Here is a 25,476-nt window from a genome sequence, read left to right on the forward strand (position 1 = left end):
TACATAAATCACATACAGCTATTATATCAGCGTTTATCCCCTGGGCCCATCCACACTTAGAGGCTTAACCCTGAAGCGTCAGCAGTTCCCGGATTTCCGCCTCGGTCCAGCTTGGAAGCGACTCTTCTCCCGGTTGAACCAGTTCCTCGATCAGATCCTTCTTCTTCTGCTGCAGGGCGACCATTTTATCCTCGATGGTATCCTGCGCCACCAGCCGTATCACCTGCACAACCTTCTTCTGTCCGATGCGATGTGCCCTGTCCGTCGCCTGCTGCTCTACAGCAGGGTTCCACCACAGATCATACAAGATCACCGTATCGGCCCCGGTCAGGTTTAGCCCCGTTCCGCCTGCCTTCAGTGATATGAGGAACACTTCCCGTTCTCCTTCGTTGAAGCGTTCGCACAGCTTCACTCGCTCCGATGCCGGAGTCTGTCCATCCAAGTAGAAAAACGGGATCCCCCGATATCCGAGCTCCCCGGCAATCAGATTCAGCATCCCCGTAAACTGGGAGAATACCAGCATCCGTCTTCCCGCAAGCCGACATTCCTCAATGGTTTCCAGAAGCTGCTCAAACTTGGCCGAACTACCCTCATAGCCCTCCACGAATAGGGCCGGGTGACAGCAGATCTGGCGCAGACGAGTAATGCCCGCTAAGATGCGAATCCGACTCTTCTGAAAGCCATCCTGCGCCAAATGCTTGAGCGTCTCTTGCCTTAACTTCGCAAGATAGGCGGTATAGAGCTTCTTCTGTTCGACCAGCAGGCCCGATGCCTGAACCATCTCGATCTTCTCCGGCAGCTCCTTGAGCACATCCGATTTCAGCCTGCGAAGCAGGAAGGGACGCACTCGCCTCACCACGGTTTCTTTCGGCAATTCCTGAAACGTTTTTCGATCTCCAAAGAGTGCCGGGAAAACGGCATCATATATGGACCATAGTTCCTCAAGTCGGTTCTCGACCGGGGTACCTGTCAGAGCAAACCGATAACGGGCATGCAGCGTTTTGACTACCTGAGCCGTTTGCGTTGTGTAATTTTTGAAGAATTGGGCTTCATCCAGAATTAACGTTAAGAACGGCAGCTTCGCATAGCGCTCAACGTCCCTGCGGAGCAGCGGGTAAGAAGTAATGATGACATCTGCGTTCCCCGCATTCTGTATGATTTTAGCCCGTTCGGTCTGCGTACCATCGGCAATGACGGCCTTGATCTCGGGCGCAAACTTCTGGAGCTCATTATGCCAGTTATAGAGCAGAGAGGCCGGCGCCACGATCAGCGCAGGTTCGTTACGTTCTCTGATCTCCGGAAGTACTGACAGAATGAATGCAATGCTCTGAATCGTTTTACCAAGGCCCATATCATCGGCCAAGATGCCGCCGAAGCGGTAGTGGGCCATCGTCTTCATCCATTGGAAACCAAACTTCTGATAATCCCGGAGGACCGTTTCAAGGCTCGGCGGCACGGCAAAATCCAAATGATCCGGATTCTTCACATGCTGCAGCATTTGGCGCAAGGATCGGCCAAGCTGGACCGTTGATCCCGAATCTTCCCAATCCAGCAGCTGAAGTCCTTGGACTGCCGGCATTTTGAACTGCGTGCCCTCCCCTTCGTATAACCAAGGCCCTACCCGGTTCATTAAAGCAACCATTGCCTGGAACTCGGCGCTTTCCAGCGGAAGCAGCGCGCCGTTTCGCAACCGGTGATATTTGCGTTTTTCTTCAAGCGATTTGACGATCTCCCGAATTTCGGCTTCCCGAATCCCCTCCATATCAAACTTCAATTCAAGCCAATCCGTCCGTTCGTCGACCTCCACCCGCACCTTGGCGCCCATCGGTTCAGTAAGCACCCGTTCCTTCACGGCCGTCGTTGCATAAACAACCAGCAGCTTCTCCAGCTGCGGGATCGTATGATACAGGAAATCGTATTCGGCATCCTCATCGTTCATGAAGAAACCGCCATCGGTCTTGGCAAAGGAGGCGTTCTCCATGAGCTCAAGAATCCGCTGCTCCTGCTCTCCGTCGCGAACGAGGATCGAGCTGCTGCTGCGTATGGCGCGATGCCCCTCCAACGGATTAATGGTGATTTCTCCATATTGAAATTCGAGTCCGGCCAAAAGCCGGCCACGCACCCGGTCCAGATAGAGCTTCGCTTTTAAAGGCGTTTTGACAATGCGGTCAGATACGGTCTGTGCCACATGGACACTTCCAAGCTTCATCAATCCCGGAACCACCCGCTCCATAATGGACTCCATCATCTCAGGTTGAATCCGGATATGCGGTTTATTCGCATTCTCAAGCAGCTGCTTCATCTCGGAGAGTCTTCTGCAAGCATCCAATTCAAGCTGAATAAGCTTACCGTCCACAATGACGAGTCCGTAACTTTCCAGAACGATCATTCGCTCCAGTCCCTTGATCTTCATCAGGTATTGATCATTCCCGGCTTCATCAAACTCGAATTGAAGGGGGATCGGATCTTGAACGAATTCCAGCTTATCCGTGAGGATCCCGTCTAAAGACAACAGGGAATGGTTCGAATGGGATAATCGTTCCCTTACTTGGGGCCAAAAAGTGGGAGGAATAATCAGCATTCGGTCACCGCTTCCGTGTTTGCCATGCGGAGCATACATGTCCAGTGACTGTTTAAACATGCTTTCATGCTCGTATACACGAATCAGCTCCTGGAGAATATCATCATCCTCCTTTTTAAAACTGTGCAGCTCCGGATCGTATGTGAAATTCTTCGTGAACATGCAGGTTTTGCCGTATTTTACACACGCCAGAAACTCTCGAATCCGCTGCACGATATACAATCGTTTCTTACCTATTCGCAGCTCTACGCCGAACAAGTATTTCCGATTTCCGTAAGGATATAACTTGAAGATGAACTCCATCTCCAGAACTTCTCGGGTGTCAAACCTGGACGCTGCCGTGGCCCTCCGGCCTTCGGAATAAGAGAACAATCCGAGCAGCTGGCTGCTGAGCAGCGCATCCTGTTCCCCTTCATCCGAGCTTCTGTCATGCTCCGGAGAATACCGAGGCGTTAATTGCCCGTCTTCTGTATTTCCGCTACCTGAAGGATGTAATAACGATGGATAAGGGCGTATCGGAGCTTCCACCGTTTGCTCAATATCACGGATGTTCAGGAGCAGCGCCGCAATATGTCTGCACCGCTTCCGGGAGAATCCATAATCGATGCAGCTGCATTCGGTGAATACATCCCCGTTCGAGTCAATCTCGGCATAGGCGATACCCGACTCCTGATCCGTCACTTCTGCCTCGTATTTTCGAGTGTCCGGATCTTGTTTCAGCATCGTTACATGTCCATCTCTATATAAAACCCCGCCACGATCATAGGAGGTCTTTCCGCATAATAGTTTGATCACCCGTTCGGTCAGTTGGTAACCCATAACCACAATCCCTTCTCTATTTACTGCTAAAAAACAGTATACCATTTTGTGCGGAAAGGCTAGTAATGCCGATGGCCGATATTCGAAAACGTCTATCGACGTACATTCTCAGAAAACTGACCGCATTTACTGGGATATTTTTCGTGCCATATCAGGAAGGCCCATACTTTGGAGTTTATCCTTACTGATATCAAAAAAAAGAACTCGCCGCTACGGCAAGTTCTTCTTCCTCTGTTTCTCATAATAACGGGTCAAATTGTCATAGCGGGTGTTTTGGCCTCTCCATGCTCCGCTAGAAATAATGAAACCGACAATCATATAGATAAGAAAATAATAATAATACCGTGTTATAAAAAAATCAGGATCAAACTTGTCCTTGTCAAGAAACCAGGTGGCTGCAGCCCACACAATATATAATAAAAAGCCATGGAAAAGGCCCCGTGAAAGCACAAACCTGCCTTTTCCCTTCGCCCGAATCGCCGTCCATTTGCGATAGAATCGCTCATCTCGATTCATCCACTCCCTCCGCTTCGTGGCTTAGATACGTTTGTAATACAGCACCGTCCCGTCCAGTTGGCCGTTAGAGGATATGGCATAATCGGGTATGACTCCAGCTTGGATATAACCCAGAGACTGATACAGCTTGTTGGAGGGGTCCCCCTCCCGGGTATCTAAGACCAGCAAGGTTCTACCCTCTTGCTTGGCTTTCGGCTCCAGATGCAGCATCAACGCTCTGCCGATGCCGCCGCGACGGGATGCAGGATCCACCATCAGTTTCGCTACCTCGGCCCGGTGTCTACCATTCGCCTTCATGGCGCACTGCAGCTGAACCGTGCCGATCATCTGCCCATCCTGCACGGCAACCCACAGGGTAACCCCTGGGCCAAGTACATCCTCCCAGTAAGCGAAAGCTTCATCGTAAGACAGCGGAGCTAAGAATCCTACCGATGCCCCATTTTCAACTACCCGAATCAATAATTCCGTTAATTGATGATGCATGTCGGTTTCTAATGGATCGACTTCTATTATGGAAAACGCAGGGTTCATTATAGGACACTCCCTCTCTCTCATCTAATAAAATTATTCTATCCGTTCCGTTGGCATATGCAATCATTTTTTACGATGCGAAAACCACGACGCGTGGTCAGAATCCTCTTATCGCTTCAAGATGTCAGCCAGTGCTTTATTCAGCGTATCGTATGTAAAATGAAACCCTGCCTTGCAGAGTCTGTCCGGAATAACCCAGCGGCTCTTCAGCACCAGTTCCGTTTCGGTTTGAATAAGCCGGGCGCCCAGCTCAAGCAGCCATTTAGGTGACGGCAATCCCAATCTGCGATTCAATGAAAGCCGAAGCTGCTCCATCAGTTCCTTATTCGTAACCGGATAGGGAGACGCACAATTGAAAACCCCGCTCAGCTCTGCCCTCTCTTGTAAAAACAGAATCATGCGGTACAGATCCTCCACGTGGATCCAGCTGAACTTTTGCTTGCCCGTACCTTGAACGCCACCAAGTCCGTATTTTACCAGGTTAACATAAGGAGTCATGACGCCGCCGCCCGGTCCCAGTACGATGGCAATACGCAAAGCGATTTGTCTTGTTTGAGGCAGCGAGAATGAGAAGAAAGCGCGCTCCCATTCCTTGGCAACCTCGACGGAGAAGCCCAAGCCGATTTCGCCCTGCTCCTCCGTCATCGGCTTATCTTCCGCATGGCGATAAATCGTAGCCGTACTGGAATTAAACCATGTATGCGGAGGAGTATGGCATGCCTCGATGGCACTGCCGAGTATATTCGTTGTATCTACTCTTGATTTGATTATAAGCTCCTTATTTTTCTCATCGTAACGGCAATTGACCGATTTACCTGCTAAATTAATCAGCATATCCGCCCCCTCCAGGGCAGCAACGATAGCTTCTTGATCGTTCCATGCGATATGACCCTTCCGTCGGGATATCATAAGTACTTGTGTTTGCTGTTCATTCGTGAATTTTTTCGTAAGATAAGTTCCGATAAAGCCAGTTCCACCGGCCAAAACGATCTTTTTCATAGAATAGAATCAGCTCATTTCTCTTTGTTTTATCCACATAATAAACTTCCATGATATCTATTGATTCTTACAATATACCATTTCCTCAATAGAGAACAAAAAAGAAAACACCTTCCTCATAGAAGATGTTCCATTCATATAGAACTCGCGGAATCGTAAGATGATTTCAGAAAAACACCAAACTCTCTCTTCTTCCCGGTTCCTTCGGTATCTGCCAATTTCTCATATCTGTCAAAATGCGTTCCCCTAAGCAAAATCTGTAGGGATCTATTGATTTAATAGAGACATGATTTGGTTTTTCATGAACTGATAACTGTGGGGATCATCCTTCTTTGCATAAAAACGGAGTCCGTCCAGCGCTTTGAACAACTGATGGCCTAACAATCTCTCTTCAAAATAAGGAATACTGACGCCTTGCTGCTCCATCGCTTGCTGCAGCCTTTTCGGAAACTCCAGCATCGGGTACCACATATGAAGAACAGAGACATCCAGCATGAAGTCGCCGAACATGGCCATCTCCCAATCCACGATCCCCGTTACATTCTCGTTCTCTCCCAGCATATTGCCCAAATGGAAATCTCCATGTACAAGATATCGCTCTGGAGGCGAATAGCGAACCAGTTCGATCATGGTTTTGTAGATTTCTTCAAAAAAATCTTTTTCCAAAAAACTGCTCTCATACAGATTCTTCCACCCGTGGTAGAATCCTTCTTGCTCCTCATCGAAAACAGAGGTCATGTAGTCCAGCCATGAATGATGAGCAGCCTTGCCTTCCGGATTAATCCATCCATAGCCTTCATAGGACTCTCCGATATGTATCTGACGGATTCGCATGAATTGATGAACGATGTCGGGGATGAGCCCTCGAATTTGTGGCGGCTCAAGAGCACTTATCGGCGTACCGGATACTTTATCCGAAATGGAGAAGTGAATATTCTCCACTTTCCCTATCTTGTGGATACGGGGAATGGGCAGGAATTGCGTGCCGTACATATCGTAGATTTTAAGCGCTTTATGAAGGCTGTCCCCATTATCCTTAAAATGAATGACATAATCGGCTTCGCCCTTGCGGTAACTGAACACCTTACTCAGTTCCCCCATCTCGATGGGGGTGACATTCATTACCGATTCCCCTTCAATAAACTTCAGATGACTTACCGCCATATCCAACGTCATCTCTGGCTTAAATGTTTTCATAACATGATCTCCTCCTTCATCATCTGATCCGGGTTCGACTTGGACGTATTCCATCTTCGATTTAACCCGTCATGCCTTTATTCATACTCATGAGCTTCCGCCTCCAGGCAGGGTGCCGGGTCCATTGGTAAAACTTTGTGATGGCAAACACCAGTCCGGCACCAAAAACAACGCGCAGATGATTCCGACAATGGAGATAACCACGTTGTCCGATGTAATCCCACCGTATACTAATCCACTACCTAGCAGTACAAACGCCAGAGAGCCTATTAGCATTTTGGTCACTTTGGGATAAATCTTTATTTCTTCTTGTTCCTGCATGAGTCGCACTCCTCGTTTTTATTAACTTATGAAGACGATTCTATCATCCGTTGGTCATCCATCAATAACGAACTTGGAACTCCTTGACGAACACCGCTGTACCGGATATATAGACATCCATGGTCTCTTTCCAGCGATTCACTTGAACATTTACTCTCCCGTCTTTCCCCATTTCCTGGCCTTGTTCAATATTAAATTGAGCGGAGGATACTTCAGGGTTCAGGTAAGTCAAATAATAAGCTCCCATTACCCCCGATGCAGTTCCAGTTACCGGATCCTCCACGGTCCCAGAGTACGGCGATGAGAAATGTCTCGCGTGCATGAACGAAGACGCATCCATCGTTTCCAGGCAAAAAGGATGCAGTGAGGCTTTAGGATTTTCTATTAAAATGTCCGGAAACACTGCATTATCAGGGACCATCCGCTCAAAATGCTCCAACCCTTTAATCGGCACCAACAATGTCCAGATCCCCGTGCTTCCATACACGATGGGCATACTTAAGTCCAAATCGTCACGTTTCAGACCTATGGATGATGCCAAGCGGTCCACATCTCCCTCATAAGATATGAATTGAGGATGATCCTGCTTCATCTTCATGGTTAACTGGCCCTCGGCATTTTGAAACTCTATGGGCAGAATGCCCACTTTGGTCTCAATCCACACGGTTTCTTTTTCCGACAGCAGTCCCTTGGTTTTCAAGGCATACATGGATGCCATAGTGGCATGGCCGCACAGGTTCATTTCATGACCGGGAGTAAAATATCTCAGTCTAATATCTGCTTGATCTGATTTTAAGATAAAGGTGGTTTCATTGAATCCAACGCTGCTGGCGATGGATTGCATCTCTTCCTCCGTCAGTTCATCTGCATTCAAGACCACACCGGCAGGATTTCCCTTGTTAGGCTGCACCGAGAATGCATCATAATGAAGTACGTTAATGAATTTCATGTTCCTCTGATCCTTCTTTCTGCATCGTCTAGGAATTGCGATCGAAATTAGAGAAGATTTTACCATTGGGCATTTGTTAAATCTAGACCAAATTTACAAACGGCTTACTTCATACGATATACTTTATATCATCCGGACACACGTTATCGACTATAAGTTATCAAAAAACCGGCCAAAGATGGCCGGATTTATCATAATGTACATTTCTCTTCGAGTTAGGATAATCTGAATATCGACCAGACAATACCAGATGAAGTTGCTCCTCCAAGGTTTAGCGAAATGGCGAGACCATTGGCATCGTAGAACAAGCCGACCACATCGCCTGCATTCAATTGAACATCGCCAGCCAAGGTCACAGCACCATTTCCCAGAACCGCTCTTAAGGTTAGAACCAAGGCAACGTTAACATTCAACAGTGGAAACAATCCGCTGATTAAATCCGTTACAGTCGGTGAGGTCCTTCGTACAGTAAAGGCCGGATTGATTCCCGCTCCGAGGGATACGGTAACTACTGCTGATGTAGAATAATTTATCGTAGCCTGAACCTTCTCGGCTTCGGCATGAAGCAAATGGGCAATCGCGTTTTCTTCCATCGCAATCGATTTTAACAAACCGATGACTACCTCTTCTTTAGTCGGTCTGAAGGTCTCTTCGGGAATCTGCGGCATGCTCATGCTTAAGCCCCTCCTCGTGGAATGATTACTGTGCATGAAGTGAATGTGATCCCAGAATAATCTATCCCCATTTATTACTTAGAATATTGAGCTTTCAAGGGCGATATGCGTCATTTCTGAATAGAAAGGCTTCGCTTTAAGGATTACCCGGTTCATTTCGTAAGCTGACTTGAATATATATCTGGCATATTCTTATGAATCAAAACCATACATGGGGGTAATTTCATTGAACACAATCAGCCTATGCATGATCGTAAAAAACGAGGAACTCGTCTTAAACCGCTGTTTATCCTGTGTTGCCGACATCGTGGATGAGATCATCATTGTCGATACAGGCTCTACCGATCATACAAAAGAAATCGCTGAGTCCTTTACGGAGTTCATCTATGATTTTGAGTGGATTGACGATTTCTCGGCTGCACGAAATTTTGCTTTTAGTAAGGCTACCCAGGACTATATCCTATGGCTCGATGCTGACGATATACTGCTGGAAGAAGACCAGCTCAAGTTAATAGCGCTAAAAGAAAATCTTACGTCCGACATCGATTCCGTTACTATGCTCTATCATTTAAGTTCAGACGAATTTGGTAATGTCACCTTCAGTCTCCGGCGCAACCGTCTTGTGAAACGAAACCGAGGCTTCCGATGGATCGGACCCGTCCATGAGTATTTAGAGGTCTACGGCAATATTATCAATAGCGGTGTCGCGGTTAACCATCTCAGCTCGAAACATGATCCCGATACTGGCCGAAACCTTAGAATCTACGAGAAGCGTGAGACCGCTGGCGAATCGTTCACACCACGAGATTTATTCTATTATGCGAATGAATTAAAGGATCACGGCCAATTCGAGAAGGCTATTGATTATTACGAACAATTTTTACATACGGAAAAAGGTTGGATTGAGGATATCCTCACCGCCTGCAGCAGGCTATCCGATTGCCATCATGAGCTCGGAAACGGGCAAGCCTCTTTTGAATCCTCTATTAGATCCCTGCATTATGCGCCACCACGGTCAGAATTCTGCTGCCGCATCGGTTACCATTTTTTCGTAAAAAACAACTATGACACAGCCATCTATTGGTATAAACTAGCAACCGAGCTTGAGCTGCCTCCGGGTTACATGGGATTTCATAATCCCTCCTTCTCGACCTGGCTGCCTCATCTGCAATTGGCCGTTAATTATGACCGGATCGGAGCTCATGTACTTGCGAATCAGCATAATGAGAAGGCGCTTGTCTATCGTCCAGGCGATGAGACGATGCTGGCTAACCAAGAATATTTCCGAAACAAGCTGCAGGAGCTCGAAAGTGACCAAGAGAGGCCAAGCTTATGAAAGCAAAGGAACGCACGTGTTCTACTCGGCAGTCCTATACGGCAGAAGAATGAAATCCTGGACCATTTTCTGACTTCATTACTCCGGCTGGAACAGGACCATCTGGATGTATGCTATTTCTTTATTGATGACAACAACGATGAGTTATCCAGCGCACAATTGAGCCGATTTATGAGGGAGACAAACCATGTTGTAATCCATAGCGCTCAAAACGACGATTACGATTATATCCGCAACGAGACAACCCTTAGCAAAAACAACAGCCCGGCAACTAAAAAGCCGGGCTGCTGCTATTCTATTGGATCTATTTGACAGAGACGGTGATGGATACGGTCTTGGAATTGTACTGCCCTTTAATGCGGGCGGTTCCCTTCGCGATCGCTTCAATACGTCCGTTCGTTACTTTGGCAACGCTGGAGTTGCTGGTTGTCCAAACGGCGGTGTCTCCAACATTTGTTTTCGCGCCGGTATCGAATTCAGCAGTAACCGTTACAGTCTTAACGTCTCCGGGCTTCAGATTCAGTTTCTTCTCGCTTACCGTCAATTTCTTCAATTTCGGAACTACGTTTACCTTAACTGTAGCCTCTTTGCCTTGGTAAGAACCCGTAATCGTAGCCGTACCTTCGGCAACCGCTTTAACAGACGTTTTGGATACCGTCACAATCGCGCTGTCCGACGAGCTCCAATTCATCTTGGAGGAGAGAGAAACCGTCTTGCCATTGCTGTAGTAGCCTGTAACTTTAATCGATTTGGATTTCTTGATGTTGAGATCGATTTTCTCGGGCTCTACAACGATTTTTACAACTTCCTGTTCAACCACTACCGGAATCTTGATGTCTTTATTCAAGTAAGTTCCTTTCAGTGTCGTCGAACCTTTGGTTAATCCCTTAAGCGTACCGTCCTTGATGACAGCTGCCGAACCCGTCAGTGACCATTCAACGGAGGAGGTCACATCGCTCTCCTTGCCATCTTCAAATACAGCATTTACTTTCGGCAGCGCAATGCTTCTGCCCATAACCAGCTGATACTCTTCTACATCCGGCAGCAGCACCAGCACTTTTTCATTGACGGTAACCAGCACCGTCGCTACTTGTCTGGATCCAATCTTACCGGTGATTGTTGCTGTACCTGCATCAATGGCTTTGATTTTGCCGTCTTCGGTCGTTACCACTTTCTCATCGCTGGAAGTCCAGATAACCGCACTGCTGAAATCCTCTTTCTCGTCGTCCAGAAGCGTTCCCGTCACTTTAGGGAAAGATTTGGATTCGCCTTTGAGCACTTCCACTTCCGTATCGGCTGCCTCAAACTTGGTCACGGTCGGATAAACCTTTACCGTGAATTCTTTGCTGATTCCCAAGTAACTCACCTTGATGTTGGAGGTTCCCGAAGCTCTAGCTGTAATCACACCTCCATTAACGGATACGGCCAGCGGGTTGGATGAGGTCCATTCCCCGGCCACGTCAATGGATTGCGAAGCCGCGTTGCGAACCTTGGCTTGTACCGTAATCGAATCATTCATAAACAGCACCGGATTCTTGACGAAATCCGGCTGATCCAGAATTAAAGCTTCATATGGATTGCGCACATACACATCCAGTTTGGCCGTTGAACCCAGATAGCTCACGCTGATCGTAGATTTACCCAACGCAACCGGTTTTAGCTTGCCATCCTCTATTGCAGCTACGGAAGAATTGGATGATTTCAGCTCGATCTTATCCGTTACATCCATACCTGCATCGGTCTCCGATTGCTTGGCGAATACTTTCAGCTCAACAGGTGCATCGCCAACTAAGAGCTCCAGATCTTCGCCCGGGACGATCGCAAGCTTTTGGTAAGGTGCCGTGACTTTGACAGTAAAGGAAGCCTTACGTGCTTTGTATTCCGCAGTCACGGTTGCACTTCCCAAACCTACAAGGGTCAGTTCGCCTTTACTTACTTTTACTACGCTGTCATCGGAAGAGGTCCACTTCGCTTCTGTTGTTACGTCATTCGTTCCGTCAGCCAACGCTTTGACGGTTAGACCTTCCGTTCCAAGCTTATGTTCCACTTTATCCGGCTGATCCAGTTTAAACTCGTCAATGGCAAATTTGACATCAACATCAATCGTTTTGATCGCGCCTTTGAATTTTGCCGTAATTCGAGCCGTACCTTTCTCCAGTGGAATAATGAGTCCACCGTCAACCTTAACGATTCTTGTGTTGGACGAACTCCACGTCGATTCATTGGTTACATCCTTCTTCGTAGAAGAGCCTTCAATGTTAGCCAATACTCGAAGTTGTTCCGTTGTTTCATTAACGGTTAAGTAAATTTTGCTCTCGTTCGTATCAAATTCAATCGACGTTACGTCCCCGGAGGCGGCGAATACGCTGGTTGGAAAAACCATCGCCAACATCATCACAACGACAAGAAACATCTTCGTTGTCTTTCTGTTTAAGCTCATTTATTTCTCTCCTTTGTACCTTCTGTCTCTCAGGCTTTTTTTCAGTCTATCTCTATATCGACAGTCCCGGATTAAATCGTTACCTTCTGACGCCAAAATAGGCACAAAGTAGGATAATTTCCCAGCGCCGAATTCGAAAAAAATCCCGACGTGATGAAATGAACAGCTGCCCCAATTAGCTCAAGCCGGAGTGACGGTCATCTTACTCCATCAGTTCAATTTAATGAGTTTATAATTGTTCAACAGATAATGAATGCCCGAGTATATCGTCAAGGCTACTGCGGCTAGCATGAGAAATTCGTCCACTTGAATCATAGTGATGAGCTGAAACGGATAATTGTCCAGCAATACCGCTGCAATGGCTATCACCTGAAGCACCATTTTCAATTTCCCGAGACTGTCAGCGGACAATGCGATTCCCTGCTCGGATGCGACCATCCTAAGCCCTGTGATAACAAATTCCCGCGCAATGATGACAACGGCTATCCATGTCGCAACCATCCCTGATTGAACCATCATGATTAAGGCGACCGAAATGAGCAGTTTATCCGCGAGCGGGTCCAGTAATTTTCCGAGATTCGTAATTTGATTGTATTTCCTCGCGATATAACCGTCCAGCTTGTCCGTAGCCGAAGCAAGAAGGAATATACCCAGCGCGATGTTGGTTCCATAAACATGAATGAATCCGAAAAAGCCGCTTTTCTCGGTCAACCATAATGGGTATTCTGCAAAAAAAAGAATAAATAATGGAATCAACAGCATTCTGGCTATCGTAATACGGTTGGCAAGGTTCATCGGCTCATCTCCTCGATCTGCAATTGGAATCGTTCGTTTCTGCTAACTATTCGGCATCGTAAAAGATCATATGCTCTTTATCCGCGCGGTAATAATCCAGCCTGTCTTCCAAGCTGCCCGTATGAAACTCGAACATATGCCCATCCGGGTCCAGAAAGTAGATCGACTTCTTGTCCTTCACATCCCTTGACCTACCCGGCAGAATCTCCACCTGTAGCGCTTGCAGACGAAGCAGCGTTGTTTCATAATCCTTCTCTTCCAAGGTAAAGGCAATATGCGTATACGTTCTATTCGCGGTGCTTCTATCGACATCTTCTTCATTTAAAGCAATCCACAGTCCATTCAAATCGAAATAAGCCAGCTTTCTCCCCTTGACCAGAAGCTTGGCCTCAAACACGTCCCTGTAAAAAGCGATGGACCGTTCCAATTCCGAAACGGAAAAACAAAGATGGTTAATGGCTTGCAGTTTCATGGCTCCGGCGACTCCATTTCTATCGAAGATTCGATAAGATCCAGAACATGCAGCGGTTGATGGATCTTCTCGTACTCGCTCTCAATAAACGTATTGTACCAGTAGGCATGATACGGCCTTAAACCGGCGCTGCGAGCGCCTCTCAGCTCATCCGATCCGCCATCTCCGATAAAAAGGGAATCCTGCGGTGTTACGGACAAGCGCTCACAAGCTAATCGATAGATTTCTTCATTCGGCTTGGCTATCCCAACCTGATAAGAGAAGATGACGTCATCGAAGTAAGGTGCCAATCCGCTCTGGCCAAAAGAAATCACCTCTTCTTCCGAGCAATTGCTGATCAAGCCCAGCTTCAGACCCCTTTTACGCAGAAGTTCCAGCATTCTGCATATTTCATTCGATATCCTATTGAAAGGGATTTTCTTCTCGCTGACTCTCGACTGATAAAGGAACTCCACGTGTTCCTGAGGATAGGGCAAACTCTGCGAATCCAGAATGTCCTGAATCACCGAGTGATAGTCGGGAAAATGCCCATTCATTCTTCGCTCAAAACGGGTTCTCCACTCCTGTTTAAACTCCGCTTCCGATAAACCGAGTCTATACATATAGTCATAGGATCTCTTGGATAACCGCTTGCCGTTTGCAAACTCCGTGATTAACGTCTCATATAAATCGAAGAACACCGCCCTGACCGCCATACCGCACAGCTCCCTTCGTTATTCAACGATACCTGCTGCCTGAGGTATTTTCGCCGGATACCGCTTGACCGTTTCTTCCAGAACAATCCCTACCTTCTCGTCCCAAATCTCGCTTAATTCAAACGTGCCTTCTTCAAAAAATAACGGAAACCGGCGTTTAAACCAATCCTGCATGGGAAGTTTCAATGCCTCTTCCCTATCCACCCATAACAGCTCCCCCTCAGGTGGATGCTCCAGCAATTCCCCTTCAAAGGAAGTGGCCAAATAATTAAACACCATATACCGCAGCCCTGTATTCGGCTCACACGATTCCTCAAGGCCTTTATAGATGATGTCCTTTACAATCAAGCCGGTTTCTTCCCGCACCTCCCGAATGGCTCCGTTGACAATGCTTTCCGGAAAATCCACTTTGCCACCGGGCGCAATATAACCGGGAAATCCTTTGGCATCCGGTCTATTCATCAGCAGGATTCGGCTTCCGTCTTGGATCATACACATGGTGTACAACTTCACTTCGGTCTGCAACCTAATCCCTCATTCCTAACGATTCTACTTGGTTATAGTATACAACCGGAAGCGGTTCATTGAAATTCTTCATTTATATCTTCCAGAAGGAATCCACACGAAATGGAAATCCAGCACCAAAAAAAACGAGCAGCTTTGCACATCTGCTCGTTCATATGATTTCATGATAGCCTTACCTAATCATTTAACATCTCGCTCTTGTCACACTGGATGTGAATTGTCGTGCAAGCGCAGTTAATTCATCCCAACGCTCATTTTCGATAAGTGCCGGTTTCATCAGTGATCCGCCGATACCGGCTCACCAAGACCGCCATCGCGGTACTTCTGGATGTATCCGCCTACTGTTTTTCGAGTGCGATGAAGAGTTTTCGATATGTGCTCGAGGGTTTGTCCCTCCAAACGTAGGCGAACAGCCAGATAACGCTCATACATCCGTTTATTTGTTGTCTGTTTCATCGCTTGTTCAACGGCTTTGATTTCGCTTGAGTTTCCCATTCCCTTCACGTCCTTTTAAAAAGTCTTACTCCTTATTACCCAATTTTGGACATGGAGGTTAAAATGGGTAGATCTTTAAATCATCTTATATGGTTTAGAAAAAGTGATATTGTTTTCTTGCAGTGCTTCGGAGTCTTTTATTTTCAGGGTAGCGCCAAAAATGTCCGTTAATCTCATACTTGGCGGATGTACACGGGGGCTTAGCGGATGTTTGCGCATGATATTTGACTCACTGGAAAGGAGTAACGTGGAAAGGGCCGCTATGAAAAAAAGAAAAGGGAATGCATAGGGGGGGCAAACCCCATCCCTATGCATTCCCTTCATCGTACTTCTACTCATATGCGCCGATGTTCACAGCGTTCCCTTGCACTCTTGGCTGCCCGTCAATGTCCTGCGTTCCGATGATGGCCGTATCCGTCGATCCGGCATCGATCGCCGGGGACGAAGACTGGAGATGGAAGTCGCCTCCGGCAGCGTTGACAAATTTAGGATCTATAAACAAAGAATGCGCGTCGTTACCGGTTCCCGCTTTATATGCGGAGAAGCCTGTGTAATCTTTATTTTTCCATGTCCAGTATGCGTCAGCACTGCCGCCGGGAGCGAAGTATAGATTATAATCGACGACGTTCCCGGAATTCATGGTGTATTCGTTGTAGATCAGCACGTCCGTAGAGCTGGCCACAAAGATATTGTTCTTGATCACGTTATTTTGCGTATCGTATTGAACATAGAGCTGGCCGCTTCCATCGCCCAAAGTATCGTTTTTGTACACGGTGTTGTTCACCACCTTGCAATTCACCGTTGAGCCGCGCTGTTTATCGTAACCGCCCATGGCGATACCGGTCAGCCGGTTGCTGTACACCAGGTTGCTGCGAACCGTAATATTGCTGGTAGCTTTGCCGGCATGCTCGGAGGCAATTTCAATGCCGATGTCATTATTGTAGCTGTAGTTCTGCTCAATGATGCTGTCTTTGCCGCCATCAACATAAATACCGCCGGCTGAATTACTGTTATTCGGGAGCGTTTTCCCATAAGAAGGATTGGTGTTGGAAGAAATGTTGTATACCCGGTTGCCCTTCACCAAGCCATTACGGGCCTGATCATAAGCTGCATTCGGCGCTTTCCCCTCGAAACCGATAATATCGATCCCGATGTTGTCGTTATCGTGAATGAGATTGTCCGTCACCGCAAAGGTATCCACATTACCGTTCAGTACCAGTGTTTCACTGGAACCCAGGACAAGATTGTACAGCTCATTCCCATGAATCGTAATGTCATGAAGCGACTCCGGAGCTTTTGTGCCGTATACGGCGATACCATGAGCATCTCTGCCAAGCAAATCGCTGCCGGTTGGCGTGGCCGTGCTCTTGATATCATGGATCTTGTTGTTGGTCAGATTAATGAAGCCGCCTGAACCGTGGACATAAATCCCCACAGGCATCACGTTTCTGGAAGTCGTGGTATAGTTGCGAATCTCAAAGCCCTGAATGGTAATGTAATTAACATCGGTTATCTCGATAAGCCCTTCGATCCCATTGACTGAAAGTCCAGTACCATCGATGATTGGTTTCTCCGAACCATAGTTCGAGAAGACAATGGGGCCTTGTGAAGCCGTACCGGAGCGTGTTATCTTCAGCTTTTGATTATATACGCCGTCCCGAACATAGACTGTGCTGCCTGGAACAGCCTCGTCAGCCGCATGCTGCAGCGTTTTCCATGGTGCACTGCTCGTCCCCGGATTGGAGTCGCTGCCGCCCGTCGCCACATAATATTCGGTGCCTGCCGCCGAAACAGCGGGGGGTTGGACATTCCCAACTACTAAACCCAGTACAGCCATGCTTAATCCCATCAGTAAAATTTTTCCGAGTCTCAACACAATCTCTCATCTCCCATTATTAATTTGATTACGTAAGCCAAAAGTTCACTAATCAAGCATGCCCTGCCTGCAGACGGAATACGGTTTCCGTGGTCGGTAGATTCCCGGTGCCGCCGATCCCAAGGGTCGACAGCGCCCCACACGCGTTGGCAAATTGCAGCAGTTCCACACCGCCGAGACCTTGCAAATAACCGTAAATGATCCCCGCGTTGAAGCAGTCGCCCGCCCCTGTCGTATCCACCGGAGTTACCACGTACGGCTCGGCTGATATCGCGCTTCCGTCATGCTGGCGGAGCGACGCCCCTCTGGATCCTTGCTTGACCGCAGCCATTCCCGCCACCGGAGGGAGCATAGTCTCAAGCACACTTGTGACACGGTCCGCCGGGAAAATATGCAGCAGTTCATCCTCGCTCGGAATAAATAAATCCGTTTCAGCGAGCAGCGCGCTGATTCCCTCGCGATCCCACTGATTACCTACATCCCAGCCCGTATCAAATGAAGTGCTGACGCCGTCCGATCGCAGCCGCTTGAATAGCTCCAGCCAATGGGGTCTCATCCCGTCCTGCAAATAATAGGAGCCGAAGTGCAGATGAGTTGCCTTCCTTAGCAACGACTCCGGAATATAGTCCGGCGTCAATAGCGGAATGCTTCCGGCGTAGGTTAACAATCCCCGGTCAGCGGGTGTGGAGAAGGATAGCGTGACGCCTGTCTTGATTCCCGGCAACGCAGCGACATGCTCCGTATTGACACCCATACGCTCCAGTTCGCTTGTACAGAACTTGCCGAAATCATCATCCCCTACCACGCTGACAAACCTTACATCTGCTCCCAGGCTTGCCAAGGCGCAGGCCGTGATCGCCGAAGAGGAGCCGAGTACAACTTCGAAGCCGTCGACCATCTTCTCCCGGTTCCATTCCGGTATGACATCCTCGCTGGAAACAATGATATCCACGTTCAGTTCACCGGCAACGACAACAACAGGTGTTGCGGCCTTGGACTCCATCATTTCAATACCGGAACGATGCCCCGTTCCGCCTCGTACAGCTCTTCGAACATACGGCTGATTTCATCCAGCGAACAGACCGCTGCGGACAGCGGGTCCACCATTAGCGCATGGCGGGCCATTTCATTATCGCCCGTCAGCACAGCTCCCACCGCCAGATCAAAGAATGCCATGTTCGAGCGGCACAATGCGGCAAGATGCTCAGGAAGTCTCCCGAAACGGCAAGGATTGACGCCATTACGATCAACCATGCACGCCACCTCGACTACACCGTCGGACGGTAAATTTTCGATGAGACCCCGGTTAGGAACATTGCCGTAGATCACTTTCGGCTCATTCTTCAATACAGCTTCAATTATGATGGCTGCGTATTCATTGCTGGATTGCAGCTCCAGCGGAACCTTACCCTCCAACTGCTGAACGATCTTCTCATCGTTCTCTTTGCGCCAAATGGGCCAATTGTCGGCATAAAAACCAGTTGCGCCATTATAGCCGGAATTGCAGTGCAGATCAATTAGCGATTGGCGTTTCCGGTAATACGGAATATACTCCGAGAAATGGCCGCTCGATTCCGAGACGAAGGCGCCCAGGTATTTCATCGCGTCAAACCGGACTGGGTCCTGCCGCAGCATCTCCGGATCCTTCATTTTGTCAAGCAGGACAGGATACAGGTCTTTTCCGGCATGCGTCAGTTCCACGAACCAGGACATGTGGTTAATTCCGCCGGCTCTCCAAGCCATTTCTTCATAAGGGATTCCGGCATATTCCGCCAGTTGGCTGGATGTATTCTGAATGGAGTGGCACAGGCCAACCACCGGAATGTCCGTGATCCGGGAGGTCAGGAGCGTAACCGCTGACATAGGATTAGTATAGTTAAGAATCATACTATCCGGACACAGCTCTTCGATATCCCGGACGATCTCCACCCAGCTGGGAAGAGTGCGCAGGGTTTTAAACAGGCCGCCCGGTCCCAACGTATCGCCAATGCACTGATTGACCCCATATTTCAGCGGAATTTCATATTCATAACGGACCGTCTCCAGTCCGCCGACCTCAATCTGGTTGATCACAAACTGGGAACCGCCGATCACTTCCCTGCGGTCCGTGGAGGCAATGACCTCCCACCGTTTTCCCGTCATTTCTATAATTTTAAGCACCAGCTTGCGCGCAATTTCGAGCCGCTTCTCATCGATATCGACCAAAGCGATCGTGCCGCCCTCCAGTCCTTCAATCAAGAGGATATCCATGGTGATTTCCTGAGTAAACGCACTGCCTGCACCGATAATTGAAATTTTAGTCATAGCTCTTCTCCTCGCCCTTTCTCTTTATTTCATGCCTGTCATCGTCAGGCCTTTGATGAATTGCTTCTGGAAGATCAGGAATACAATAATAACCGGTATCGTAATCAAGACAGCCGCAGACATGACGACGTTGTAATTGACCATATGTGTCCCGTTAAAATACACAAGCGCCAGCGGAACGGTCATTTTACTCGTATCATTCAACACGATTAGCGGCCACAGGTAATTGTTCCATGAGTTCATGAACGTGAATATCCCCAGCGCCGACAGCATCGGCAGGATGAGCGGCGTAATAATGCGAAGCATAACCTTGAACTCGCCCGCTCCGTCCATTCTTGCGGCATCCAACAGTTCCTGCGGAATGTCCTCGATGAATTGCTTGGCCAGAAACACACCGTATGAGCTGACCAGATTAGGCAAAACAATCGCCATCAGATTGTTAACCAATCCAAGCTTTGCCGTAATAAGATAGGTCGGAATCATAATGACCTGGAACGGAATCATCATCGTGGCCAGGACCAGAATGAACAGCAGTTTCTTCCCCTTGAATTGATGCTTGGCGAAAATATACCCCGTAAGTGAACTGGTAAATAAAGTGGTGATCGTAATGACCACGGAGGTCACCAAACTGTTGAACAACCACTGTCCAAATGGCGCATCGCGGAAGACCGTCCGATAACCGTCCAGGCTGACCTCCCGGGGGAGAAACCCGCTGTTCGCCGATACGATCTCCATATTGCTTTTCAGTGAGGACAGCACCATCCATGCATAAGGCAGCAGCATAATACAAGCGGCTACCGCCAGCACGGCGATGAGAACCCCGTCCCAAACACTACGTCTGTAAGGCATAGGCTAGATATCCTCCTCTCAATATTCCCACTGGGTACGTCCCCATCTCAGTTGCAGCAAAGTGACCAGTAAAATGATCACCAGGAACACGGTCGCCATAGCCGAGGCGTATCCCATATTCGAGTTGGAGAACGCCTGATCATAAATATGCAGCGCCAGCACCCGCGTCTCATTGAAGGGCTCCCCCTTGGTCATGATCTGGAACTGAGGGAAGGCCTGGAAATAAGAGACGACCGTAGTCACGGAGACGAACAGCATCGTTCTGCGCAGCAGCGGCAGCGTGATCCGGCGGAAAATATGCCAGCGGCTCGCGCCTTCCAGGATCGCCGCTTCGTAGTACATGTCCGGGATGGAATCAAGCCCGGCTATAAAGAGGACGATGTTATAGCCAATATCAGCCCACAGGGTCATCATAATGACGGAATACAGCGCATAGTGCGGATCGCTCAGCCACTCGATCGGGGCGACATTCACCTTGGACAACAGCATATTGAACAGGCCGTTGTTATAATTGAACATGGTGTTCCATACGATGGCCGTCCCTGCAAGCGGCGCAATCGTCGGGAGAAAAAATACGGTTCGGAACAAATTTTTGAGCCAGCGAATTCTGACCCGCTGGATGGCCGAAGCAATCAGCAGCGTGATGATGATATTGACCAGCACGGTAATCGCCACGAATTTGAAGGTAACCCACAGCGACTTCAGAAAGACGGCATCCTCAAACATGCGGATATAATTTTCCGCTCCTACGAACAAAGCATTCGAACTGAGCGGATCATACTTAAACACGGACAATCCCAGGCTCCATGCAATGGGAAGGAAAGCAAACACAGCGAACAGCAGCAAAATCGGTGCCAGCGAAATGACGATAAATTTCCGCTTCCCCCTGGACCCCACCATCTCGCCTGCCGGCCTAACATTTCTGGCCCTGTTGGTGGGTACGCCATTACTCATACCAGAACACCCCTATCACTTATGTTGATCTTGACTATCGTTTATGGCCTTTTCGATGTCCGCTAGTCCGTCCTCCACACTTCGTTGCCCGCTTACCATCATCTGGAAGTTGTCATTCACTTGCTTGAAGAAGTAATCCCGGTCCGCTACAGGACCAATCCATTGGCCTAGCTGCAATATTTCCAACGAAGTTTTCATGAAAGGGTTATTTTTGAAAAATTCAGGGCTTTCTGCTATTTCTTTTTTGGCTGGAACTGTAAAGGTGTCTGTATTCCAAGCAGCAAGGTTGTCATTCTCCGAGACGTACCGGATGAACTCAAGCGCAGCTTCCTGCTGTTTGCTATTCTGTGCCACCGTAAGCCCCCAGCCGGATTCAGCCGCGAAGACAGGCGGGTTGTCCGTAAAGGACGGCACAGGCACATATTCAAAATCGTTTACGTTATAGCTGTTCAGCCCCACGGCGATAGCCCAGGGACCACGGTAAGTCATAGCTGAATTCCCTTGATAGAAATAGTCGGACGTATCCAACTCCCCGCCTAATGCAGTAAAATCCGCCACTTTATCATCGGCAACCAGCGATACTAATGCGGACATTGCCTGCTTCGCTTCCGGAGTACCGAAATTGACATGTCCATCCTCGCCCCAATAGGTTCCGCCCTGTTGCAGAATCAAAGACAGGAAAGTGAAGGTGATATTGTCCCTTGACACGAAGTCAAAGCCTTTAACTTTGATCACGTCGCCTTCCCGGACGGTCAACTCTTTCGCGTAATCCACAAGCTCAGCCCAAGTGGACGGCGGACTCTTGAGGCCTTGTTCCTCCAGCATTTTCGGATGGATAAGCATTCCGCCGTTTTCAATGTTGTATTCAAGCGGCAGCCCATAAAGCTTGTTGTCTCGTAGATACCCGCCGAGCGGGGCGTCATAGTACTCTTTCTTTACATTTTCACTATCGGGGATTTCGACTAGCATATTGTTCTTTGAATATTCAGGAACCCATGTGCCGAACATTTCGGCAATATCGGGCGGATTTTTAGCGGAGAACGAAGCTTTGAGCTTCTGGTTGTATACATCATACGGAAAGGTCTGAATTTCAATCTCCACATCAGGGTGTGCAGTTTTATAGTTTGCGATTAACTTCTTGTAAGCATTGACAATCGAATCTTCCTGATGGCTCCAAAACACCAGCTTCACCTTGCCCTTGTCTTGCGAATCTGCGGGCGTGTTGCTGCCGGGATTGGCCCCGCTTGAACAGCCTGTTGCGGTAAATACAACACAAAACATCGCAATCATCAGCATAAACTTGGAATATCGCATCAATATATCCTCCCATAACCTGTATATTGGCCTGTTCGCGAGGGGGCGGTCATGAGAAGAAAGCGCTATTAAGTAGAAGCAGTATGGTCTATGGTTGTATGTACGGCAATCTGCTGCTCCCTGCACGCTTGCTCAAACCAACCCTCGGGCTGCTTATTCGTAATTACTCCCGTCACCTGTTTCAAGGGAATAATGGTAAACAAGGCGCTTTTCTCCAGCTTGCTTTGGTCGAATACAGCATATACTTCACTGGAACGTTCGATCATTAATTGGGCAATACGGGCTTCAAGCTCGGAATGCATCGTAAATCCGTGATTCAGCGATACTCCGTCTACCCCGAGAAACATCTTCGTAATATTAATTCTGTCGATCACATTCTCCGCAAGCGGACCGCTTAACTCATAGCTCTTGGCACGCATGACGCCGCCAATCACTACCACCTGGATGTCTTCGGAATCGGCCAGCTCAAAAGCAATGTTCACCGCATTTGTGACAATGGTGATATTACGGCGGCTCTTCAGAGCTTTCGCAATAAAGAACGTCGTTGTACCCCCCGTCAGGCAAATGATGTCTCCTTCTTCCACCAAACTCGCTGCGGCTTCGGCAATTCGTTCCTTGTCCTGCCGCTTGAAATCGCGCTTATCCGCAAATGGCAATTCCGCTGCCGACTGCATCAGCAATCCTTCATAAATAGCTCCTCCGGTCGTGCGGATAATCCCTCCTGATTTCTCAAGCATATCCAGATCGCGTCTTGCAGTGGCTTCCGAGCAGCCAACGACCTCGATAATTTCCTGTAACGATATTTTTCCGTGCGATTTTATTAGCTCGAGCGTTTTCGCTCTGCGGAGTTCACCCTTTGAATATTGCATAACTCTCTCCTTTTAAATAACTGGGGCCGTAACCCGTTTTAGCTCTATTTTGGAGGATGAAAGGATAGATTGCAATATATGCCGAAATGAACCGAAATGAACTTGCATCTTGTCAAAAAACCAGTTGTAAACGCATTCACAAAACTTGAACATTGACCTGTCGGGCATATTCACGGAAAAGTGTGTAGTCGATGTCTCCCGCTCGATCGGACATCGCATTCGCCGCAGCCGCAGCGGCGGCCACGCGGAGCCTCTTCACGGCCGAATCGCCGCATTCTTCCGCATACGCCATACCGGCAACGAAGGCGTCGCCGCAGCCCACCGTATTCACGCTCTTGATGACCGGAGGCGTGACCAGATACCCTTCTCCTTCCAGGATCGCGATCGCTCCCCGGCTGCCGAGCGTAACGCACACCTGAACAATTCCCTGATCTGCCAGCATCTGCGCGGCCTGAGTCCATTCACTTGTCCCTCGCGGTTCGCGTCCCAGCCAACCGGCTAATTCCTGCTCGTTCGGCTTCACGAAGTACGGCAGTGCGGGCAGCCCTTCGCTTAAAGCTGCCCCACTGGTGTCTAGGAAGGCTCGCGCGCCTGCGGACCGGATGATACCGACCAGCTCTGCGTACAGACCGTCCGCCGCGCCCGCAGGCAGACTGCCGGACAGTACGACCACGCTGGATTGCAAGGCAAGCCTATGCAGCGTTTCCTTGATCCCGGCAGCTTCGATTTGCGTAATGCTCGGCCCTTGTCCGAGCAGTTCGGTCGAGCTTCCGCTGGATTCATCCAGAATGTTGAGACAGACCCGCGACTCTCCAGCCGCCTGGACAAATGCGGTCTGTATACCTCGTTCTGCGAGGCTGCTCTCAATAAATGTGCCGCTCGCGCCGGCGATGATGCCGGTAGCTGTCACTTGCCCGCCGAGCTGCCGGATCACCTTGGCGACATTGTTGCCTTTGCCCCCCGGCTCGTCGACCTGACGGGCCACCCGATGCACTTCGCCTGCGCGAAATTGGCTGACATAATAAGTTCTGTCAATGGCTGCGTTGAGCGTAACCGTAGTGATCATCTGGCAACGCCGGCTTTGCCGATGCTTCCGCAGAGCTGCATTTTTTCCATAGCCAGTCGTTTGACCGCTTCCTTAGCCGGAACCATGTATTTACGAGGATCATTCTCTTCAGGATGGGCCGAAAATACTCCTTTGATCGCATCAGAGAACGCAATACGCAGCTCGGTTGCAATGTTCACCTTGGACATCCCCAGCGATACCGCCTGATGAATTTGCTCGGCCGGAATGCCTGACCCGCCGTGCAGCACCAATGGAACCTCTACACGATCCGCTATACGCGCAATCCGCTCAAAATCAATATTCGGCTTGCCTTTGTAAATGCCATGGGCCGTTCCGATGGCGGGCGCCAATGTCGTTACACCCGTACGCTCAACGAACAGGCTGCATTCTGTGGGGTCGGCCAATGAAGCGTGCTGCTCATCCACGACGATATCATCCTCAACGCCGCCGACCTTACCGAGCTCCGCCTCCACATTCACGCCGGAAGCCAGGGCTACCTCCATCACTTTGCAGGTCTGTCTAACATTTTCCTCAAAAGAGTGCATAGAGGCATCAATCATGACTGAGGTGTAACCGGCCTGTATACATTGGATAATCGTCGAGAAATCAGTGCAATGATCCAGATGCAGAGCAATCGGAAGATTGGTCCGGTCCGCAGCGATTTTAACCGCATGGGCAATGTAATCCGGACCCAGATGTTTGACTGTCCCGACCGTGGATTGAATAATTAGCGGAGAGTCCGTTTCAACCGCCGCTTCAACCACAGCTTGAAGCATTTCCAGGGTGTGCACATTAAACGCGGCGACGGCGTATTTGTCCCTCCGCGCAATTTGCAGCATTTCAGTAGATGAGATGAGTGGCATGCATATCCCCCTTATTAATTTTTCGCTGCAGCACCG

24 protein-coding genes are annotated in these 25,476 nt (G+C 48.8%); 1 reads left to right on the forward strand and 23 read right to left on the reverse strand.

Going from position 1 to position 25,476, the window contains the following annotated elements:
- Window positions 1-64: 64 nt before the first annotated feature.
- The 8 genes from MHH48_RS23880 to MHH48_RS23915 all read right to left on the reverse strand — a co-directional run bounded on the left by MHH48_RS23880 (window position 65) and on the right by MHH48_RS23915 (window position 8,587).
- Complete coding sequence (locus tag MHH48_RS23880; protein ID WP_076325110.1) at window positions 65-3,400, reverse strand: DEAD/DEAH box helicase; 3,336 nt, start codon at window positions 3,398-3,400, stop codon at window positions 65-67.
- Window positions 3,401-3,610: 210 nt separating this feature from the next.
- Entirely contained in the window at window positions 3,611-3,916 is a 306-nt protein-coding gene (locus tag MHH48_RS23885) for a hypothetical protein (protein ID WP_076325111.1), read from the reverse strand.
- Between the two features lie 21 nt (window positions 3,917-3,937).
- Window positions 3,938-4,447: a GNAT family N-acetyltransferase gene (locus MHH48_RS23890; protein WP_076325112.1), complete on the reverse strand. Its 510-nt coding sequence runs from the start codon at window positions 4,445-4,447 to the stop codon at window positions 3,938-3,940.
- Between the two features lie 108 nt (window positions 4,448-4,555).
- Window positions 4,556-5,446 (reverse strand): TIGR01777 family oxidoreductase, encoded by an 891-nt coding sequence (locus MHH48_RS23895; protein WP_076325113.1) that lies wholly within the window; start codon window positions 5,444-5,446, stop codon window positions 4,556-4,558.
- A 267-nt stretch (window positions 5,447-5,713) separates the two neighbouring features.
- On the reverse strand, window positions 5,714-6,643 hold the full coding sequence (locus tag MHH48_RS23900) for an aminoglycoside phosphotransferase family protein (protein ID WP_076325114.1): 930 nt from the start codon (window positions 6,641-6,643) through the stop codon (window positions 5,714-5,716).
- Between the two features lie 87 nt (window positions 6,644-6,730).
- A complete protein-coding gene (locus MHH48_RS23905) occupies window positions 6,731-6,964 on the reverse strand; it encodes a hypothetical protein (protein ID WP_076325115.1) in 234 nt (77 codons plus the stop codon).
- A 61-nt stretch (window positions 6,965-7,025) separates the two neighbouring features.
- On the reverse strand, window positions 7,026-7,913 hold the full coding sequence (locus MHH48_RS23910) for a PhzF family phenazine biosynthesis isomerase (protein WP_076325116.1): 888 nt from the start codon (window positions 7,911-7,913) through the stop codon (window positions 7,026-7,028).
- A gap of 215 nt (window positions 7,914-8,128) precedes the next feature.
- Window positions 8,129-8,587: a hypothetical protein gene (locus MHH48_RS23915; RefSeq protein ID WP_083659790.1), complete on the reverse strand. Its 459-nt coding sequence runs from the start codon at window positions 8,585-8,587 to the stop codon at window positions 8,129-8,131.
- 226 nt (window positions 8,588-8,813) lie between these two features.
- Here MHH48_RS23915 and MHH48_RS23920 point away from each other — a divergent pair, with 226 nt between their 5' ends.
- A complete protein-coding gene (locus tag MHH48_RS23920) occupies window positions 8,814-9,923 on the forward strand; it encodes a glycosyltransferase family 2 protein (protein WP_144023505.1) in 1,110 nt (369 codons plus the stop codon).
- Window positions 9,924-10,227: 304 nt separating this feature from the next.
- Here the strand turns inward: MHH48_RS23920 and MHH48_RS23925 are convergent, their stop codons facing one another.
- The 15 genes from MHH48_RS23925 to fba form a co-directional block, all read right to left on the reverse strand.
- Window positions 10,228-12,363: an Ig-like domain-containing protein gene (locus tag MHH48_RS23925; protein WP_076325117.1), complete on the reverse strand. Its 2,136-nt coding sequence runs from the start codon at window positions 12,361-12,363 to the stop codon at window positions 10,228-10,230.
- Window positions 12,364-12,573: 210 nt separating this feature from the next.
- Window positions 12,574-13,158, reverse strand: coding sequence for a CDP-diacylglycerol--glycerol-3-phosphate 3-phosphatidyltransferase (pgsA, locus tag MHH48_RS23930; protein WP_076325118.1), 585 nt, complete (start codon window positions 13,156-13,158; stop codon window positions 12,574-12,576).
- A 46-nt stretch (window positions 13,159-13,204) separates the two neighbouring features.
- Window positions 13,205-13,630 (reverse strand): metallothiol transferase FosB, encoded by a 426-nt coding sequence (gene fosB, locus MHH48_RS23935; RefSeq protein ID WP_076325119.1) that lies wholly within the window; start codon window positions 13,628-13,630, stop codon window positions 13,205-13,207.
- Complete coding sequence (locus MHH48_RS23940; RefSeq protein ID WP_076325120.1) at window positions 13,627-14,325, reverse strand: HAD family hydrolase; 699 nt, start codon at window positions 14,323-14,325, stop codon at window positions 13,627-13,629. The genes fosB and MHH48_RS23940 overlap by 4 nt, the downstream gene beginning before the upstream one ends.
- Before the next feature lie 18 nt (window positions 14,326-14,343).
- Window positions 14,344-14,823 carry an 8-oxo-dGTP diphosphatase gene (locus MHH48_RS23945; RefSeq protein ID WP_076325262.1) on the reverse strand — a complete coding sequence of 160 codons (480 nt, stop codon included), beginning with the start codon at window positions 14,821-14,823 and terminating at the stop codon, window positions 14,344-14,346.
- 303 nt (window positions 14,824-15,126) lie between these two features.
- Window positions 15,127-15,345, reverse strand: a complete 219-nt coding sequence (locus MHH48_RS23950) for a helix-turn-helix domain-containing protein (protein WP_076325121.1) — start codon at window positions 15,343-15,345, stop codon at window positions 15,127-15,129.
- A 331-nt stretch (window positions 15,346-15,676) separates the two neighbouring features.
- On the reverse strand, window positions 15,677-17,221 hold the full coding sequence (locus MHH48_RS23955) for a right-handed parallel beta-helix repeat-containing protein (protein WP_179090704.1): 1,545 nt from the start codon (window positions 17,219-17,221) through the stop codon (window positions 15,677-15,679).
- Between the two features lie 52 nt (window positions 17,222-17,273).
- Window positions 17,274-18,227 (reverse strand): carbohydrate kinase family protein, encoded by a 954-nt coding sequence (locus tag MHH48_RS23960; RefSeq protein WP_076325123.1) that lies wholly within the window; start codon window positions 18,225-18,227, stop codon window positions 17,274-17,276.
- Window positions 18,224-19,525: an alpha-galactosidase gene (melA, locus tag MHH48_RS23965; protein ID WP_076325124.1), complete on the reverse strand. Its 1,302-nt coding sequence runs from the start codon at window positions 19,523-19,525 to the stop codon at window positions 18,224-18,226. The genes MHH48_RS23960 and melA overlap by 4 nt, the downstream gene beginning before the upstream one ends.
- A gap of 24 nt (window positions 19,526-19,549) precedes the next feature.
- Complete coding sequence (locus MHH48_RS23970) at window positions 19,550-20,374, reverse strand: carbohydrate ABC transporter permease (RefSeq protein ID WP_076325125.1); 825 nt, start codon at window positions 20,372-20,374, stop codon at window positions 19,550-19,552.
- A gap of 18 nt (window positions 20,375-20,392) precedes the next feature.
- Complete coding sequence (locus MHH48_RS23975; protein ID WP_083659792.1) at window positions 20,393-21,328, reverse strand: sugar ABC transporter permease; 936 nt, start codon at window positions 21,326-21,328, stop codon at window positions 20,393-20,395.
- A 15-nt stretch (window positions 21,329-21,343) separates the two neighbouring features.
- The gene (locus MHH48_RS23980) at window positions 21,344-22,642 is read right to left on the reverse strand and encodes an ABC transporter substrate-binding protein (RefSeq protein ID WP_076325126.1); all 1,299 of its coding nucleotides are present in this window, start codon (window positions 22,640-22,642) and stop codon (window positions 21,344-21,346) included.
- Between the two features lie 68 nt (window positions 22,643-22,710).
- Window positions 22,711-23,511, reverse strand: coding sequence for a DeoR/GlpR family DNA-binding transcription regulator (locus tag MHH48_RS23985; RefSeq protein ID WP_076325127.1), 801 nt, complete (start codon window positions 23,509-23,511; stop codon window positions 22,711-22,713).
- Window positions 23,512-23,647: 136 nt separating this feature from the next.
- Complete coding sequence (locus MHH48_RS23990) at window positions 23,648-24,577, reverse strand: 1-phosphofructokinase family hexose kinase (protein WP_076325128.1); 930 nt, start codon at window positions 24,575-24,577, stop codon at window positions 23,648-23,650.
- A complete protein-coding gene (gene fba, locus MHH48_RS23995; RefSeq protein ID WP_076325129.1) occupies window positions 24,574-25,440 on the reverse strand; it encodes a class II fructose-1,6-bisphosphate aldolase in 867 nt (288 codons plus the stop codon). The genes MHH48_RS23990 and fba overlap by 4 nt, the downstream gene beginning before the upstream one ends.
- Window positions 25,441-25,476 lie beyond the last annotated feature (36 nt).

Origin of the sequence: Paenibacillus sp. FSL F4-0100 (genome assembly GCF_037993005.1) — a bacterium.
Classification (GTDB): domain Bacteria; phylum Bacillota; class Bacilli; order Paenibacillales; family Paenibacillaceae; genus Paenibacillus_AQ.